This window comes from Curtobacterium aurantiacum (assembly GCF_018598555.1).
In the GTDB taxonomy this organism is placed as follows: domain Bacteria; phylum Actinomycetota; class Actinomycetes; order Actinomycetales; family Microbacteriaceae; genus Curtobacterium; species Curtobacterium aurantiacum.
Genome location: NZ_JAHEWN010000001.1, coordinates 140,536 through 157,389, shown reverse-complemented (window position 1 = coordinate 157,389; position 16,854 = coordinate 140,536). Strand labels below are relative to the sequence as shown.

The 16,854-nt window shown below is 73.4% G+C and carries 15 protein-coding genes; 11 read left to right on the top strand and 4 right to left on the bottom strand.

What is annotated here, in order from left to right; genetic code table 11:
* The first annotated feature begins 79 nt into the window (after positions 1-79).
* The 3 genes from KK087_RS00780 to KK087_RS00770 all read left to right on the top strand — a co-directional run bounded on the left by KK087_RS00780 (position 80) and on the right by KK087_RS00770 (position 3,239).
* Complete coding sequence (locus KK087_RS00780) at positions 80-1,108, top strand: Gfo/Idh/MocA family protein (protein ID WP_214563879.1); 1,029 nt, start codon at positions 80-82, stop codon at positions 1,106-1,108.
* Positions 1,105-2,133, top strand: a complete 1,029-nt coding sequence (locus KK087_RS00775) for a Gfo/Idh/MocA family protein (RefSeq protein ID WP_214563878.1) — start codon at positions 1,105-1,107, stop codon at positions 2,131-2,133. Before KK087_RS00780 ends, KK087_RS00775 begins: the two co-directional genes overlap by 4 nt.
* Before the next feature lie 98 nt (positions 2,134-2,231).
* Positions 2,232-3,239, top strand: a complete 1,008-nt coding sequence (locus KK087_RS00770; RefSeq protein WP_214563877.1) for a LacI family DNA-binding transcriptional regulator — start codon at positions 2,232-2,234, stop codon at positions 3,237-3,239.
* An 824-nt stretch (positions 3,240-4,063) separates the two neighbouring features.
* On the opposite strand, the gene KK087_RS00765 is transcribed toward KK087_RS00770, so the two are convergent.
* Positions 4,064-4,837, bottom strand: coding sequence for an alpha/beta fold hydrolase (locus KK087_RS00765; protein WP_214563876.1), 774 nt, complete (start codon positions 4,835-4,837; stop codon positions 4,064-4,066).
* 82 nt (positions 4,838-4,919) lie between these two features.
* Here KK087_RS00765 and KK087_RS00760 point away from each other — a divergent pair, with 82 nt between their 5' ends.
* The 5 genes from KK087_RS00760 (at position 4,920) to KK087_RS00740 (ending at position 10,291) form a co-directional block, all read left to right on the top strand.
* Positions 4,920-5,426, top strand: coding sequence for a hypothetical protein (locus tag KK087_RS00760; protein WP_214563875.1), 507 nt, complete (start codon positions 4,920-4,922; stop codon positions 5,424-5,426).
* A gap of 21 nt (positions 5,427-5,447) precedes the next feature.
* Entirely contained in the window at positions 5,448-5,996 is a 549-nt protein-coding gene (locus KK087_RS00755) for a dihydrofolate reductase family protein (RefSeq protein WP_214563874.1), read from the top strand.
* Between the two features lie 104 nt (positions 5,997-6,100).
* The gene (locus KK087_RS00750) at positions 6,101-7,399 is read left to right on the top strand and encodes an NAD(P)/FAD-dependent oxidoreductase (RefSeq protein ID WP_214563873.1); all 1,299 of its coding nucleotides are present in this window, start codon (positions 6,101-6,103) and stop codon (positions 7,397-7,399) included.
* A gap of 429 nt (positions 7,400-7,828) precedes the next feature.
* Positions 7,829-9,016: an acyltransferase family protein gene (locus KK087_RS00745; RefSeq protein ID WP_214563872.1), complete on the top strand. Its 1,188-nt coding sequence runs from the start codon at positions 7,829-7,831 to the stop codon at positions 9,014-9,016.
* Between the two features lie 84 nt (positions 9,017-9,100).
* Positions 9,101-10,291: an FAD-dependent oxidoreductase gene (locus KK087_RS00740; RefSeq protein WP_214563871.1), complete on the top strand. Its 1,191-nt coding sequence runs from the start codon at positions 9,101-9,103 to the stop codon at positions 10,289-10,291.
* A gap of 50 nt (positions 10,292-10,341) precedes the next feature.
* Here KK087_RS00740 and KK087_RS00735 read toward each other — a convergent pair whose 3' ends face one another.
* The 3 genes from KK087_RS00735 to KK087_RS00725 form a co-directional block, all read right to left on the bottom strand.
* On the bottom strand, positions 10,342-11,211 hold the full coding sequence (locus KK087_RS00735; RefSeq protein WP_214563870.1) for a UbiA family prenyltransferase: 870 nt from the start codon (positions 11,209-11,211) through the stop codon (positions 10,342-10,344).
* Positions 11,212-11,253: 42 nt separating this feature from the next.
* Entirely contained in the window at positions 11,254-12,840 is a 1,587-nt protein-coding gene (locus KK087_RS00730; RefSeq protein ID WP_214530755.1) for a long-chain-fatty-acid--CoA ligase, read from the bottom strand.
* A 70-nt stretch (positions 12,841-12,910) separates the two neighbouring features.
* Positions 12,911-13,816, bottom strand: coding sequence for a DMT family transporter (locus tag KK087_RS00725; RefSeq protein WP_214530756.1), 906 nt, complete (start codon positions 13,814-13,816; stop codon positions 12,911-12,913).
* 71 nt (positions 13,817-13,887) lie between these two features.
* Here KK087_RS00725 and KK087_RS00720 point away from each other — a divergent pair, with 71 nt between their 5' ends.
* The 3 genes from KK087_RS00720 to KK087_RS00710 all read left to right on the top strand — a co-directional run bounded on the left by KK087_RS00720 (position 13,888) and on the right by KK087_RS00710 (position 16,812).
* Positions 13,888-14,736, top strand: coding sequence for a LysR family transcriptional regulator (locus KK087_RS00720; protein WP_214563869.1), 849 nt, complete (start codon positions 13,888-13,890; stop codon positions 14,734-14,736).
* Between the two features lie 79 nt (positions 14,737-14,815).
* Complete coding sequence (locus KK087_RS00715; RefSeq protein WP_214563868.1) at positions 14,816-16,018, top strand: sensor histidine kinase; 1,203 nt, start codon at positions 14,816-14,818, stop codon at positions 16,016-16,018.
* Entirely contained in the window at positions 16,006-16,812 is an 807-nt protein-coding gene (locus KK087_RS00710) for a response regulator transcription factor (protein WP_214563867.1), read from the top strand. Before KK087_RS00715 ends, KK087_RS00710 begins: the two co-directional genes overlap by 13 nt.
* Positions 16,813-16,854 lie beyond the last annotated feature (42 nt).

Below are 16,854 nucleotides of genomic sequence, written 5' to 3'. Positions count from 1 at the left end.
ACGGGGCAACCGGTCTCCGCTGTGCGACCGGTCCCTGCTGTCGCACCCGTCGTTCCACCGCATCTCCTACGCTGACCCCATGACGTCGCAGTCGGGGTCGGAGCCCCTCGCCCGGAAACGCATCGGTCTCGTCGGCGCGGGCGGCATCTCCGTCGCACACCTGCCCGGACTGCTCCGCCTGGGCGACGTGGTGGTGCACGCTCGCGAGGGCGCCCACGAACTCGTCGCCGCGTTCACCGACACCGCCCGGGCCGAGGGCAGCACGATCACCGTCGCCGACAGCCTCGACGAGCTCCTCGCCGCGGTCGACGTCGTGGACGTGGTGGTCCCGACGCACGCCCACGCCGAGGTCGTCCGCGCGGCGATCGCGGCGGGCAAGGACGTCGTCTCCGAGAAGCCCCTGGCCCGGTCCGACGCGGACGCGGCGGACCTGGCAGCCCGCGCGGCGGACGCTGGCGTGCAGCTCTTCCCGGCCCACGTGGTGCGCTGGTTCCCCGCGTACGCGCGCCTGCACGAGGCCGCGACCACGGGCCTCCTGGGCGACCTGGCGGTGTTGCGGTTCTCACGGTCCGGCGCCTTCCCCACCCACGTCCCGTGGTTCGGTGACCGCGCGCTGTCCGGCGGGATCGTGATGGACCAGATGATCCACGACCTCGACATCGCCCGCTGGGTGGCGGGCGAGGTGACCCGGGTGTCGGCGGTGAGCGTCCGCGCGGGTTCCGAGGCGGAGCCGGTCGAGGCGGCGCACGTCCTGCTCACCCACGAGTCGGGCGCGATCAGCCACGTCGCCGGGCTGTGGGGTCCGCAGCACCTCGCCTTCACGACCGAGTACTCGGTGACGGGGACGCTCGGCAGCCTGTCGCACTCGTCCCGGGCCGAGGAGGACACCCGGAGCGACCTCGCGGCACCGGCTTCCGTGGATGGTTTCCTGCCGACGGTGGACCCGGCGGACGATCCGTACGCGCTGGAGCTCGCCGACTTCCTCGCCGCGTTCGACGGTGGTGCACCGCCCCGGGTGACGGTGGACGACGGCGTCGCTGCGGTGCGGATCGCGAACGCGGCGATCGCCTCGATCGAGTGCGGCCAGCCGGTGGAGGTGTCGCGGTGACGCTCAAGGTCGGAGTGCTCTCCTTCGCCCACACGCACGCCATCAGCTACCTCGGCGCCCTGGCGGCGATGCCCGACGTCGAGGTGCGCGGCACGGACCCGGGCGGCGCCTCGACGGGGACGGAACTCGGCGACCTGCGCGGAGCCGAACTGGCACGCGCGCTGGGCGCCGGGTACGCGGAATCCGTGGACGAGCTGCTCGCGTGGGGCCCGGACGCGGTGATCGTCACGAGCGAGAACGCTCGGCACCGCGAGTTCGTCGAACTCGCGGCCGCTGCCGGCGCGCACGTGCTCTGCGAGAAGCCGCTCGCGACCTCGTGGCAGGACGGTCTCGCCATCCGCGAGGCGGTCGACCGCGCCGGGGTGCTGCTGATGATGGCGTTCCCGGTGCGCTTTGCCTCGGCGTTCGACCGGCTGCGCGCGACGCGGGACTCGGGCGCACTCGGCACGGTGTTCTCGGTGCGCGGCGCGAACAACGGCATGCTCCCGCTCGCCCGCGACTGGTTCACCGACGAGCGGCTGAGCGGTGGTGGCGCCCTCGTCGACCACGTCGTGCACGTCGCCGACCTGATCGAAGGGCTGACCGGGGCGACGCCGGTGTCCGTCACCGCCGTCGCCAACCGGGTGCTGCACGCGGACCGGGCGGGGGCCGAGACCGCGGGCCTGGTGACCATCACGTACGACGACGGCACGATCGCGGCCATCGACTGCTCGTGGAGCCGACCGGACACGTCGCCCGTGTGGGGCGGGGTGACGCTCGACGTCGCCGGGACCGGTGGCACGGTGTCGGTGGACTTCTTCGGGGCGGCTGCTCGCGGGCTCGACGCCGTCGGAGGCCGGCCGATCGAGCTCCGGTACGGGCCCGACCACGACCTGCCGATGCTCCGGACGTTCCTGGCGGCGGTGCGGTCCGGGGAGCAGCCGCAGCCGGACGTCGGGGTCGGGCTCCGGACGCTGTCGATCGTGCTGGCCGCGCAGGAGTCGGTGCGGACGGGCCGGACGGTCCCGGTGCAGGTCGCGGACTGAGCCCGCGCCGCACCGCCGCCGCGCAGCGCACCCGCACCGCCGCCGCCCGCACAGCGCACCCGCACTGCGCCGCGCTGCCCCGCGCTACGCTCGACCCGATGCGCGCAACCGTGCGGGACGTGGCCGCCCTCGCCGGGGTGTCCCCGAAGACCGTCTCCAACGTCGTCAACGGCGGCGTGGTCGTGCGCCCGGAGACCCGCGAACGCGTCGAGCGGGCGGTGGCCGAACTCGACTACGTGCCGAACCTGTCCGCCCGCGGGCTGCGCAACGGCCGGTCCGGGGCGATCGCACTCACCCTGCCCGAGATGGGGAGCGCCTACTCCGCCGAGCTCGCACAGTCGTTCGTGGAACTCGCCCGCGAACGCGGCTGGGTCGTGCAGCTCGAGCAGACCGCCAACGACCCGGCCCGCGAGCGCGAACTGGTGTCCCGTGCCCGAGCACACCTGGTCGACGGGCTGATCCTCAACCCGGTGTCGCTCAGCGCGAGCGTCCTGGCCTCGACCGAGGGGCTGCCGCCGACGGTCGTCATCGGCGAGGTCGAGCCCGAGCACGTCGACCAGGTGCACGTCGACAGCCGCGCGGCGGCCGAGCAGGTCACCGCGCACCTCATCGCCCACGGGCACCGGCGCATCGCGATCGTCGGCGCGTCACCCGAGGGTGCCGCGACGGCGACGAGCGAACTGCGAGAACGCGGGTACGGCGCCGCCCTCGCCGCCGCCGGGATCACCCCGGACCCGTCGCTCCGGGTCCCGCTGCCGTCGTGGACCACGAGTTCGGCGGCGACGACCTTCGCGGCCTGGCTCGATGAGCACCCCTTGCCCGACGCCGTCTTCGCCTTCACCGACTCGATCGCGTTCGGCGTGCTGCACGTGCTCGCCGCCCGCGGGGTCCGGGTGCCGGAGCAGGTCAGCGTCATCGGGTTCGACGACGTGGACGGCGCCGCGTACGCGATCCCGTCGCTCAGCACGGTGTCGTTCGACCGGCGGGCCTTCGCGACGGCGGCGCTCGACCTGCTGACCCGGCGCATCGCCGACCGTGCCGCGCCACCCGAGACCGTCGTCGTGCCGCACCGCATCGTCGAGCGCGCGAGCGTCGGCGACCGCTGAGCGGTGACCGCCGCCCGCGACCGCTGACCGCCGACGCCGTTTCGCGCTGACCGACACGTCACGCGGTCGCGCGCCCGTGATCTGTCGCTCAGCGCGAAAGACCGCCAGAGCCGCCAGCACCGCCGACCGCGTCCGCGCGTCGCCGAGGATCCGGAAGTGCCCACCCACCGGAAGCCGCACGTTCGTCGCACCCCGGAGCTCACTGCCCTCCGGGATGAGCGTGTCGAACACCCCGTACACCGACGTGATCCGCGCGTTGGCGTCGAGTTCCCGCGCGAGCCCCGCGATCACCGGGTCCGCCGCGCGGAAGGCCCGCAGGTGCGGCACCGGCGCGAGCCGCGCGTACACCGAGCCCGCGAAGGGCGTGGACACCGCGACCATCCGGTCGATCCGTTCGTGCTGGTCGAGCTGCGTCATCGCGTACTTCCCGATCAGCCCGCCCTTGCTGTGTGCGAGCACGAGCACGTTCCGCAGGTCCTGTTCCCGCAGGTACGCCACCACCTCGCGCGCCGAGTCCGGCACCGGTCGCAGGTTGTGCCGGAGCACCGGCAGCACGTGCACCGGGTGCCCCCGGTCGTGCAGCGCGTCCATCAGCGGCCGCATGAAGTGCCAGGTCTCGTAGACACCGGGGACCACGACGACGGCCTGCCCGTCGCCGGTCCGGTAGTCGTCCGCGGTGGTCGGACCGAGGCTCCGCACCTGCCACCTGGCCGCGTACCCCCAGTCGAGTGCGGCCCACCACGCGCGTCGCACCAGCGGAACACGGCCTGGAGGCCCGGTCTGCTCCGTCCGCGCAGCCCCCGTCCCCGACGTGGTCGGCCGGGTCATCGGAGGCCCTCCAGGGTCTCGGCACCGCGGAACGTCTCGACCAGCCGTGCGAACGCGGCCGGCTGCCGCTCCTGCACGTGGTGCGGCCCCGCCAGCTCGACGAAGGTGCCGTTCGGCGCCGCGGCGGCGACCCGGGCCGACCAGTCGTGCCGCGCGATCGGGTCCTGGGTGCCGCGGACGACGAGGACGGGCTGCGTGACCTCGGTGATCGTCTGCTCGGTCGGGTAGCGGAGCATCGGCCGGAGTTCCCGGGTGTACTGCCACACGCTCCGCAGGTAGTCGGTGACCAGCACCGCATTCATCCGGACACCCTCGACGAACCCGTCGCGGCCCAGGTCGAGCGCCTGCAGGGCGAGGGAGCGCCGCTCCGCCGCGATCACGGGCCCGACGAGCACGATCCCGGCGACCGCACCGGGGTGTCGCCGCGCGGACTCGACCACGACCTGGGCGCCCATCGACTGCCCGACGAGCACCAGGTCGCCGTCGACCAGGTGCCGGACGGCCCGCACGACCACGTCGCCGAGCTCCTCGATCGACAGCCGGCGCCCGGCGGCGGGCAACCAGCCGAACCCCGGCAGGTCGACGCTGATCGTGTGGTGGGTCGCGGCGACGGCACGCTGTGACCGGGCGAAGGACCGGTGGGACATCCCGATGCCGTGGACGAACACGACGGTGGGGTCAGTGCCGTCTCGGAGCGGTTCTCTGGACGCCATGGTGTGCAGGCGCACGGGCAACCCGTCGATCCGGACGGTCTCCACAGCAGCGCGCACGAGCCGAGGCTACGCGGCGGTTCGCAGCACCGGGTCAGCCTCGTCATGGTCTGTGCAAAGCCGGGGCGTGTGCACTCCTGGCATGAGCGACACCACTCCCACCAACGGCCACCAGCCGGACGGCTCCGACCGGGCTCCCCAGGCGACGACGCCGACCGGTTGGGGCGCCGCACCGACCCCGACGTCGACCTCCACGCTCGACGCCCCCGCGCCGCAACAACAACAACAGCAGCAGCAGCAGCAGTCCCGCGCGGACGCCGGCGCCAGGACCCCGGGTGCCTGGGACTCCACCGCCCCGAACGGCACCACGCCCTGGTACGGCGCCGGAGCTGCGACCGACCGCCGCAGCCCAGGCCCGAAGCCGCCGTGGTTCTGGCCCCTGCTGGCGGCGATCGTCGGACTCGCAGCACTGCTCGTCGGCGGTGGTGTCGGGTTCGCCGTCGGCCACGCGATCGGGGCGGACCGGACGCAGTCGACGACGCAGGTGCCCGGCACGAACCGGTTCCCGGGCAACGGCACCGGGCAGGCCCCCGGCAGCAGCACCGACGGCACCAGCGACGGCAGCACGGACTCCGGCACGGGCAGCTGACCCGGCGGTACGATCCGGAGCATGCGGAAGACCACTGCCGGTCTGTTCACGTCGGTCGACGGCGTCGTGCAGGACCCCTACGAGTTCCAGTACGACAGCTTCGACGACGAGCTCGGCGCGGCGATGACTGCCTGGATGACCCGGACCGACACCGTGCTCCTGGGGCGGAACAGCTACCTGGAGTGGTCCGAGTGGTGGCCCGCCCACGCCGACGATCCGTTCGGCCAGTGGATCAACCCGATCGAGAAGCACGTGGCGTCGACGACGCTCGGCGACGACCTGACCTGGCAGAACAGCACCCGGATCCCCGGTGACGTCCCGACGTTCGTCCGCGAGCTGCAGGAGCGCGACGGCGCCGACATCGCCGTGTGCGGCAGTGTCACCCTCGTCCGGAGCCTGCTGTTCGCCGGGGTCCTCGACGAACTGCAGCTCATGATCCACCCGGCGATCGCCGGCCCTGGCCGGCGACTGTTCGAACCGACCGACCCGCCCACGCGCCTGCGTCTGGTCGACAGCACCGTGACGAGCAAGGGCAACGTGCTGAACACCTACGGGCGGTTCGACGCCTGACGGACGCACCACGGGCCTCCCGGCCCCGCACCCGTCATGCGCCCCGGCCAACCGCGCGTACCCTCGTGGGTGACCACACGCACCCGAGGAACACCGGAGCAAGCATGACCCAGGACACCCGCCCGCACGTCGTCATCGTCGGCGGTGGATTCGCCGGTGTGGCCGCCATGCGCGAGCTCGCCGATGCGCCGGTCCGGGTGACCCTGGTCGACCGCCACGTCTACAACATGTTCCAGCCCCTGATGTACCAGGTGGCGACGGGTGGCCTGAACGCCGGCGACGTGACGTACTTCCTGCGCTCGCTCCGTGCCCGGCAGTCGAACGCCGAGTTCCGCCACGGCCTGCTCACCGGCATCGACACCGACCAGCGCATCGCCGAGATGTCCGACGGCGAGCACCTGCACTACGACTACCTGATCCTCGCCAACGGCGTGAACACCAGCTACTTCGGCACCCCCGGGGCGTACGAGTACGCGTACTCGATGTACTCCCGCTCCCAGGCGCTCCGCATCCGCGACGAGCTGTTCACCCGCCTCGAGGAAGCGGCGGCGAACCAGGGCCCCGACGAGATCCGGATCGTCATCGTCGGCGGCGGTGCGACCGGCGTCGAGATGGCCGGCGCCCTCGCCGAGCTCCGCGACCAGGCGCTCGTCGGCGCGTACCCGGAGATCGAACGCGGCAACATCTCGATCACCCTCGTGCACCGCAGCGGTGAGCTCCTCAAGCCGTTCGCCCCGCGCCTGCGCCGCTACGCCGCCAAGGTGCTGCGCAAGCGCGGCGTCGTGCTCCGGCTGAACACCGGCGTCTCGGAGGTCGAGCGCGACGGCGTGATGACCGCGGACGGCGAGTTCATCCCAGCGTCGCAGGTGGTCTGGGCGACCGGCGTCGCCGCTCACAAGGAGGTCTCCGGCTGGGGCCTGCCGCAGACCCATGGTGGTCGCATCCAGGTGAACGACGACCTCAGCGTGAAGGGTGCCGAGCGGATCTTCTCGGCCGGCGACATCGCCGCGCAGGACGACGCCCTCGCCCAGCTCGCACAGCCCGCGCTGCAGGGCGGCCGGCACTCCGCACGGCAGATCGTGCGCCTGCTCGAGGGCAAGGCCACCGAGCGCTTCAAGTACTTCGACAAGGGCACGATGGCGACGATCGGCACGAACGCCGCGGTCGCCCAGCTCCGTGGCGGGATCACGATGGTCGGCCCGATCGCCTGGCTCGCCTGGGTGTTCGTGCACATCACGAGCCTGCTCGGCGCCGGCAACCGGATGTCGACCCTGACGCACTTCTTCGTCCGCTACGTGTGGTTCATGCGGAAGCGCTCGATCCCGATCGTCGGCGACGTCCGCCCGGTCCGCCCGAACGGCGACCGCGAGCCGGACCCCTGGCAGCTGCAGAAGGCCGAGTAGTCACGCACGCTCGCACGCTTGCTTCGTGAGCAGGAACGGTCGGGTCCGCACGTCGGACCCGGCCGTTCCTGCTCACGGTGTGCGTGCGGTGGACGCGGGACGCGACGGCCTGGAGGCGCGGGGCAGGCCGGTCACGGGCCTCCCGGCCGGCGCGTGGTGCGCGGGGCTGGCGCCGACGCGTGGCCCGGACCGTGAGACCGGCCGACGCGGAGCGACGATGTCGCTGTCGTCCGACAGCGACATCGTCGCTGCGCGCGCTGCGAAACAGTCCGCGCGTGCAACGAACGACGTTGTCGTTGTCGTGCGACGTCGACACTGTCGACCGGCGTCGGCCCCGACGAGCCTGGCCACCCCGCTCGTTGAGACTCCTCTTACCCGCGAGGAGGACCCTGGTCGGTGACACGGAACCGAGCACCGCGGGGAGGGACCATGGCGACGACCACGCTGACGCACGCGCCGACGCAGGCGCAGCCACAGCACCGTCCGGCCGCCCCGGAGCACTCCGGGGCGGGGACCCAGCAGGCTCCACCACCCCCGTTGACGTACCGCGCACCCGCGCTCGACGGGCTCCGCACCGTCGCCATCCTGATCGTCGTCCTGTACCACCTGCACGTCCCGCAGTTCGAGGGCGGGTTCATCGGCGTGACGGTCTTCTTCGTGCTGTCAGGCTTCCTCATCACGACGCTGCTGCTCGGTGAACGGCGTCGCACCGGGCGGGTGCGGCTCGGCACGTTCTGGGTGAAACGACTGCTCCGGCTCTACCCGGCACTGCTCGCGTTCGTCGTCGTCGGGCTCCTGCTGTGGAACTGGGTCGGTGACTACAAGGGCGCTTCGCTGCAGTCCGGCGAAGCGGCCTTCATCGCGCTGACCTACACGGGCAACCTGTTCCGCGCGTTCTGGGACACCTCGCAGGGCGTCTTCGCGCACACGTGGAGCCTGTCGATGGAGGAGCAGTTCTACCTGGTCTGGCCGCCGGTCCTGGTGCTGCTCGCCGCGCTCCGGGTCCGTCGTCGGTGGCTCCTGGCCGGGCTCGGTGTCCTGGTCGTCGGGGCCTCGGCTGCGTCGTGGGCGAGCTACCGGACCCCGAGCGGCGGTGCAACGCCCGACGTCTACTTCTCGCCCGTGCTCGGGGTCGTGCCGCTCGCGATCGGCTGCGGGCTCGCCCTGCTGCTCGACGACGAACGGGTGCGGGTGCGCGCCGCCGGGGTCCTCGGGCACGTGGCGACCTGGCTCGGTCTCGTGCTGCTGGTCGGGGTGCTGCTCGGGATCGGCGACGACTGGACGCAGCACGCGTCGACGTTCGGGGTCGTGCTGCCGGCGACGGGGCTGATCTCGGCGTTGCTCATCGGCGGACTGGTCTCGGTCCGCTCCCCCGTGTCGGCCGCCCTGGCCTGGACGCCGGCGTCGTGGTTCGGTCGCCGGGTGTCGTACTCGGCGTACCTGTGGCACCCGCTGGTGATCGCGCTGCTCGCGACGTTCGCGATCGGCCCGTGGGGCACGGCCGGCTTGGTCGGCGCGGTGGTGATCGTGTCGATCGGCGCCGCCTACGCCGTCGAGGTGCCGGTCGAGCGGTTCCGCGCACGGGTCCGCCGCGCCCGCGCGCAGCGCATCGAGTGAGCAGAACACGTCGCCTACTGCCCGCTGACCCGACATCTCCTGCTCACTGAACGCTGCGGCGAACGGTCACCGTAGGCTCACCTCGTGCCCACCGAACGCGTCGACGTCCTGGTCGTCGGCGGCGGACCCGTCGGGCTGTTCCTCGCGGCACTGCTCGCCGCACGGGGCGTCGACGTCCGGGTGTGGGAACGCCGATCCGAGCCCCCGACCGGTTCGCGGGCCATCGGCATCCACCCGCCGTCCCTCGACGCGTTCGCCGCGATCGGTCTGCACGCTCCGATCGTCGCCGAGGCGTCGCTGGTCCGTGCCGGTGTGGCCCGGAGCCGCGGTCGCACCCTCGGAGCCCTGTCCTTCGACCGTGCGTCGCCGACCCATCCCTACGTCGCCACCCTCGACCAGCACCGCACCGAGTCGCTCCTGCGCGACCGGCTCGACGCGGCGGCGCCCACGGCCCTGCGCACCGGGACCTCCCTGACCGCGCTGTCCCGCCACACCGATCACGTCGACGTCACCGGGACCGGACCGGACGGCGACACCGTCACGGTCCGTACGGCCTTCGTCGTCGGGGCCGACGGTGCGCGGAGCATCGTCCGCGACCTGCTCGGCATCGGCACCACCGGTCGCGAGTACCCCGACCGCTACGTGATGGGCGACTTCGCCGACCCGGAGGAGCCGTCTGCCCGCTCGGCCGCACTCGTCGACGTCGGTCCGTCCGGCGTCGTCGAGTCGTTCCCCCTGCCCGGCGGACGTCGCCGGTACGTCGCCCTGGTGCCCGACGACGCGGACTTCGCCTCGGCGGAGGGCAGCGCGGGTCCCGCCGACACCGACGTCGCAGCCCGCCTGGCCGCACTCGTCGCGGAGCGCACCGGTGTCGTGCCGGACGCCGCGAGTTGCTCGATGACCAGCGGCTTCCGGGTCCGCCGCCGCACGGCCGACCGCGTGGGCGCCGGCCGGGTCGTGCTCGTCGGCGACGCCGCCCACGAGATCAGCCCGATCGGCGGGCAGGGCATGAACCTCGGGTGGCTCGACGCCGCCGAGTTGGCGCCGCTGCTGGCGGGTGCGGTCCGCACCGGTGTCGCCGGTCCGTGGCCGGGCTACGCCGCCCGACGACAGGCGTCCGCCCGACGCGCGGCACGGCAGGCCGAGGTGAACATGGCACTCGGCCGTCCGCTCGGCCCCGTCACGGCGACCGGCCGGGAGGCGCTGCTCCGGACCGCCCTGTCGCTGCCGACCGCGCACGGCCTGGCCCGGCTCTACGCGATGCGCTGGGCCTGACGGCTCGCGTCCGGCGCTCAGCACGCAGTCGCGCAGCGTGTTCCGCGTCGTCAGGCGACGAGTCGCGCGCCCGCGAGGCCGAGCTCGACGACCAGCACGAGCGACGACGCGATGACGAGCCGGAACAGGGTGCGTGACGCCCGCCCGGCGAGCACCAGCCGGACGCCGACGACCGCGAGGACGAGCACCACGACGGCACCGACGACCGCGAGCACGACGTCGGCACCGCGCACGGGGTCGTCGCCGAGCACCTGCCCGCTGAGCACCAGGGCGGCAGCGACGACGAGTGCGGCGAACGCGACGATCCCGGCGCGACGGAGTCCGAGCCGGTGCGGGAACCCCCGGACACCGGTCGCGGCGTCGTCGACCAGGTCGGGCAGCACGTTGGTGCAGTGGATCGCGATCCCGAACACGGCCCCCGTGGCGATCGCCCACCACGCCGGCCACTGGCCCTCGGGCCCGGCGGCGACGGACACCACGGGCAGCAGCCCGAAGGCGACGACGAACGGCGCCACCGACCACGCCGAACGCTTGAGCCCGGCGTCGTAGGCCCACCCGGCGGCGACCAGCACGAGGTGCGCGACCGCGGCGACCGGTCCCAGGAACAGCGAGAGCACCACGGCGGCCCCGGCGGTGGCGAACGCGGCGGTGCGGACGGTGCCGACCGCGATGAGTCCCCGCGCGACGGGCTTGTCACTCCGCCCGACGGCCCGGTCGCGGTCCGCGTCGATCCAGTCGTTCGCGAGCCCGATGGACAGCTGCCCGGCGACGACCGTCAGGGCCACCAGCACGACGAGCCACACCGGGTGCCCGACGGCGGCGGCGATGACCGCGGCGAGGACCGTCACGGTGACCGTGGGCCCCGGGTGTGAGGACGCGAACAGCAGGCGCGCGGTCGACGGGGTGCGGCTGGCGGTCACCCGGTCAGCGTACGGATCGCGCCTGCGCGGTCGTGGGAGGGATCACGGAACCGCCGTCACATCGACGCCGAACCGGTCGACGAGCTCGCGCTTGAGCACCTTGCCGCTCGGACCGAGCGGCAGCGCGTCGAGGACGTGCACGACCCGGGGGTACTTGTACGCCGCGATCTCGGCGGCGACGAAGTCGACCAGGACCTGCGGCTCGACGGTCGCGCCGGCGTGCAGGACCACCGCGGCCTCGACCTCCTGCCCGTGCACCGCGTGCGGCACGCCGAACACCGCGGCCATCGCGACGTCGGGGTGGGTGGCGAGCACTTCCTCGACCTGCCGCGGGTACACGTTGTAGCCGTTGCGGATGATCATGTCCTTCGTGCGGTCGACGATGGTCAGGTACCCGTCGTCGTCCTTCGTGCCGAGGTCGCCGGTGCGGAACCAGCCGTCCACGATCGCCTCCGCGGTGTCCTCGGGGCGGTCGAGGTACCCGTTCATCAGGTTGTGGCCGCGGATCACGAGCTCGCCGATCGCGCCTCGGGGCAGCATCACGATCGCGTCGCGGACCTCCGGGTCGGCGATCTCGACGTCGATGCCCCAGACCGGTGTCCCGATCGTGCCGGGCCGCGGCGGTCGGCCGACGTGGTTGAAGGTGGCCACCGGCGAGGTCTCGGTCAGGCCGTACCCCTCGTGGATCGGGGCGTCGAAGACCTGCTCGAACCGCTCGAGCACCGCGAGCGGCAGCGAAGCACCACCGGAGATCGCGTACCGGAGCGTCGGTCGGGCCTCGGACCGGGTCGCGGCGTCGAGCAGCGCCATGTACATCGTCGGGACGCCCATGAAGATGCCGCAGCCGTGCTCGACCATCGCGGCGAGCGCCGAGTCGCCGTCGAACCGCGGCAGCATGACGAGCGTCGCGCCGGTCCGGAACCCGGTGTTCATCGTGCAGGTCTGCCCGAAGGTGTGGAACAGCGGCAGTGCGCCGAGCAGGACGTCCCCGCGGTGCATGTCGAACGTCGTCAGCAGGTTGGTGTTGACCTGTTCGAGCAGCGAGAAGTGGGAGCCCTCCGCCCCCTTGGGCTGGCCGGTGGTGCCGCTCGTGTACAGGATCGTCGCGGTGTCGAACGGGTGCCGCGGGACGTAGGTGTCGAGCGGTTCGCTCCGCTCGGCCAGGTCCTCGAGCCGGTCGGGGCCGACCGCGGACCCGTCGTCGGTGGTCGCCGGCGCGAGCACGGTCACGACGTCGACCCCGGCCAGCTCGGCGCCGGCGGAACCCTCGCCGAGCAGCGGTGCGGCGCAGACGAGCAGGGTGGCGCCGCTGTCGCGCAGGACGTACTCGACCTCGCGGCGCTTCAGCAGGGCGTGCACGGGGACGGCCACCGCGCCGAGGGCCAGCGTGGCGTAGTAGACGCGGGGGAAGTCCGCGACGTTCGGCACGAGCATCGCCACCTTCGACCCCTCGCTGACGCCCCGTGCGCGGAGCGCTCCGGCGTAGGCGAGGGTCTGCGCCCACAGCTCGGCGTAGGTGGTGCGGACGTCACCCACGATGACGGCGACGTCGTCCGGGTACCGCTCCGCGGACTCGGCGAGGATCGCTGCGACGGACGCTGTCGCGCGGGTGGTGTGGGTGTCGTGCATGCCGTTCTCCGTCTTCCTCGACGACCTCGTCGTCGTCGGAGCCGATCCTACGGCTCGGCCCCGGGCCCGGTCAGGCAGCAGCCGGCGCGGGTGCCTTCCGACGCACGAGCACCCCGGACGCCAGGGCGATCCCCAGCAGGACGACGAGTCCACCGACGGGCTCGTTCCACCGCACCCGTTCCCCCAGCACGAGGACGCCGAGCGCCACCCCGACCACGGGCGTCAGGTAGGTGACGGTGGATGCGCGCCCGGCGCCCCACGCCTGCACCAGCCGCGTGTTCCAGGCGTAGGCCAGCCCCGTGCCGACGCAACCGAGCGCGATCATCGCGGCCACGATCCTCCCGTCCAGCTGTACCGGACCGGTCGCGATGACGGGCGCGACCAGCAGGAGCATCCCGGAGGCCAGCGTCAGCTGGACCGTCGCCAGGGTGACCGGGTCGTCCGCGCTCGCCACGGCCACCCGGCGCAGGTAGGCGAGCCCGATGCCGTAGGACGCGGTCATGCCGAGCAGGGCGACCTGTCCCGGCACGCTCGCCAGCACCTCGGGATCGGTCAGGACGTCCCACGGGCCGACCAGCACGAGCACCCCGACGATGCCGAGCACGATCCCGACCACCTGTCGTCCGCGCAGCCGCTCGGAGGGCACGAGCACCGCGAGCGCGGCCAGCGTCATGATCGGGGTCGTCGCGTTGTAGATGCTCGCGAGCCCGGACGGCACCGTCTGCTCGGCCCACGCCATCAGTGACGACGGCACCGCGTTGAGGAACACCGCGACGACGGCCAGGTGTCCCCAGGTGCGGGGCTCCCGGGGCCACCGGCGACGGGTCGCCAGGAGCACCACGACGAGCGTCACCCCGCCGAGCACGGTCCGCACGGTCGCGACCTGCTGCGGGGCGAGCCCGTCGAGGCCGATCTTCGCGAACAGGAAGCTCGACCCCCAGGTGAGGGCGACGAGGGCGTAGAGGAGAGCGTTCACGTGGCCTAGTGTCGGACCAGCGATCGGCATGCGGCAAACGCATGTCGCTCATGCACACATGAGGAGGACGCATGACGGTCTCGGTCCAGCAACTCCGCGCGTTCGTCGCCACGCTCGACGCCGGGTCCTTCACCTCGGCCGCTGCGGCGCTCGGGGTCGGACAGTCCGCCGTGTCGCACGCGGTCGCCGGGCTGGAGCGCGAGGTCGGCGGCCCCGTCGTGCGCCGCGGCGCGGTCGCCGCCGCCACACCGCTCGGCGACCGCCTGTTGGCACACGCCCGCAGCGTGCTCGCCTCCGTCGACGCCCTGGAGGCGGTGGTCCGGCCCGCCACGGCCCGCGGCACCGTGCGACTCGCGGCCGTCCCCACCGTCTGCCAGGGCCTGCTGCCGCGGCTCCGCGAGCTGTGGGCGGTGACCCTGCCGGACGTCGACGTGCAGGTCTACGAGGGCGACGACGACGAGATGCCGGAGTGGCTCGAGGCCGGGACCGTCGACGCCGCCGTGCTCGTCGACCCGTCGCCGACACCGGCCGGTGGTGTGGTCGTCGCCCGTGACGAGATGGCCGCCGTCGTCCGCCGCGACCACCCCCTCGCCGAGCTCCCGGCGCTCACCCTCGACGACCTGCACGAGGACGGACTCGTCGCGGGTGGCGGCGGCTGCGAGTACCAGATCCAGAAGCTGCACGAGCTCGACGGACGGCCCTTCCGCTACGCCCACCGGGTGCGGGAGATGAGCACGATGTTCGGGATGATCCAGCGGGGCGAGGGCGTGTCGATCGTGCCGACGCTGGGCCGCGGGATGCTGCCGTCGGACCTCGTGATGATCCCGATGGCCCGGCGCCTCGAGCGGACCCTGGTGCTGAGCGGGCCGTCGTCGCGCGAGTGGCACCCCCTCGCGCACGCCCTGGTCGACGCGGTCTGAGGCGCGCGGTTCCCGACCCCGGCAGCAGCTCCGACCTTCGGCGGATCCGCTCGGCCTCCCCGCTCCCTAGGCTCGGGACATGACCTCGATCGCGCTCCCCGCCGTCCCCCTCGGACGGCGCGTCTGGGCGCAGACGTGGCGGGTGGCCGTCGCCGCCCTGACCGGGCTGCTCACCGCTGCCCTGGTGTGGCCGACGATGGACACCCGCGGGTGGAGTGAGCTGCACGTCGGTGCCCTGATCCTCGCGGACATGGGCGCCGGCCTGGCCGCCCTCGTCCTCCTGCCGTTCCGACACCGCGCACCGCTGGTCATCACGGTCGTCATCGCTGCCCTCAGCTCGGTGTCGACGCTGGCCGTCGGGGCAGCAGGACTCTCCCTCGTCTCGCTCGCCACCCGGCGTCGGGCTGCCGAACTCGCCGTCGCCGCCGCCGTGATGCTCGGCTCCACCGTGCTCTACGACGTCGTCCTGGCGCCCCCGGCCGACGACATGCCGCTCTGGCAGATCATGGTCGCGGGCATCGTCGGCATCGCCCTGCTCGTGGTGATCGGCATCGCGATCGGGCAGCGCCGGGCGCTCCTGCTGTCGCTGCGCGAGCGGGCCGCACTGCTCGAGCGCGACCAGCAGCTGCGCGAGGACCGGGCCCGCGAGCAGGAACGCGCCCACATCGCCCGCGAGATGCACGACGTCCTCGGCCACCGGCTCTCCCTGGTCGCGCTGCACGCCGGCGCGCTCGAGTACCGCGGCCCCGGACTCACCCCCGACGAGACGGCCGCGGCCGCCGGGGTCGTGCGGGCCGAGGCGCACTCCGCGCTCACCGACCTGCGCGACGTCCTCGGGGTGCTGCGCGACCCCGCGGCGACCGGGGGCGACGAGGTGACCGGCACCGCGCCTCCACAGCCGACGCTCGTCGACCTGCCCGCCCTGCTCGACCAGGCGCGTGCCGGCGGCGTGACCGTCCGGGCGCGCATCGTGGCCGACAGCTCGGAGGCACCGACGGTCGTCGGGCGGCACGCGTACCGGATCGTGCAGGAGGCGCTGACGAACGCCCGCCGGCACGCCCCCGGGCAACCCGTCGACGTGGTCGTCGAGGTCGTCAGCGGTCCTGCGATCCGGGTGGTCGTGTCGAACACGCTGGCCGAGGGCCCGGCGTCCGCGGCCACCGCGGGGCACGGCCTGCGGGGGCTCGCCGAACGGGCTCGACTCGTCGGCGGGAGCTTCCGGGCCGGCAGCGACGACGGCCGGGTGCACGTGGTCGAGGCGGTGCTGCCGTGGACGGCGTGACCGCACCGATCCGCGTCGTCCTGGTCGACGACGACCAGCTCGTGCGCGTCGGGCTCCGCATGCTGCTCAGCGGCGACGACGGCCTGGTGGTCGTGGGCGAAGCGGGCGACGGGCTCGAAGCCGAGGGCGTCATCGCGACGACCGCACCCGACGTCGTGCTCATGGACATCCGCATGCCCCGGTGCGACGGACTCGTCGCCACCGAGCGCGAACTCCGGCGTCGACCCGACCTGGCCGTCCTGGTGCTGACGACCTTCGAGGGCGACGACCTCGTGCTCGGGGCACTGCAGGCCGGTGCCCGCGGGTTCCTGCTCAAGGACACCCCGCCGCACGAGCTGGTGCAGGCGGTCCGGACGGTGGCGGCCGGACGCTCGATCCTGTCCCCGTCCGTGCTCGACCGGGTGATCGCGTTCGCGGCCGGGCCCCGCTCGGGCCAGGCGGCCGGTGGCCCGGGCGGCGGACCGGCCGGCGCTGCTGCTGGCGCTGCTGCCGGCGCTGCTGCCGGCGCTGCTGCCGGCGCTGCTGCCGGCGCTGCTGCCGGCGCTGCTGCCGGCGCTGCTGCCGGCGGAGCCGAGGCGCGCCGACTGCTCGCCCTGCTGACCGAGCGGGAGACCGAGGTGGCGCTCGCCGTGGCGAACGGTGCGTCGAACGCGCAGATCGCCGCCGACCTGTTCGTCGGGCTCGCCACCGTGAAGACGCACGTGGGGCACGTGTACGAGAAGTTCGGGGTCGAGAACCGGGTGCAGCTGGCACTCGTGGTGCACGCGGCTCGGCGGGGAGAGCCGAGCGCGTGACCGGGTCGCCGGGGCGCCGGGTCGCCGGGTCGCCGGGTGATC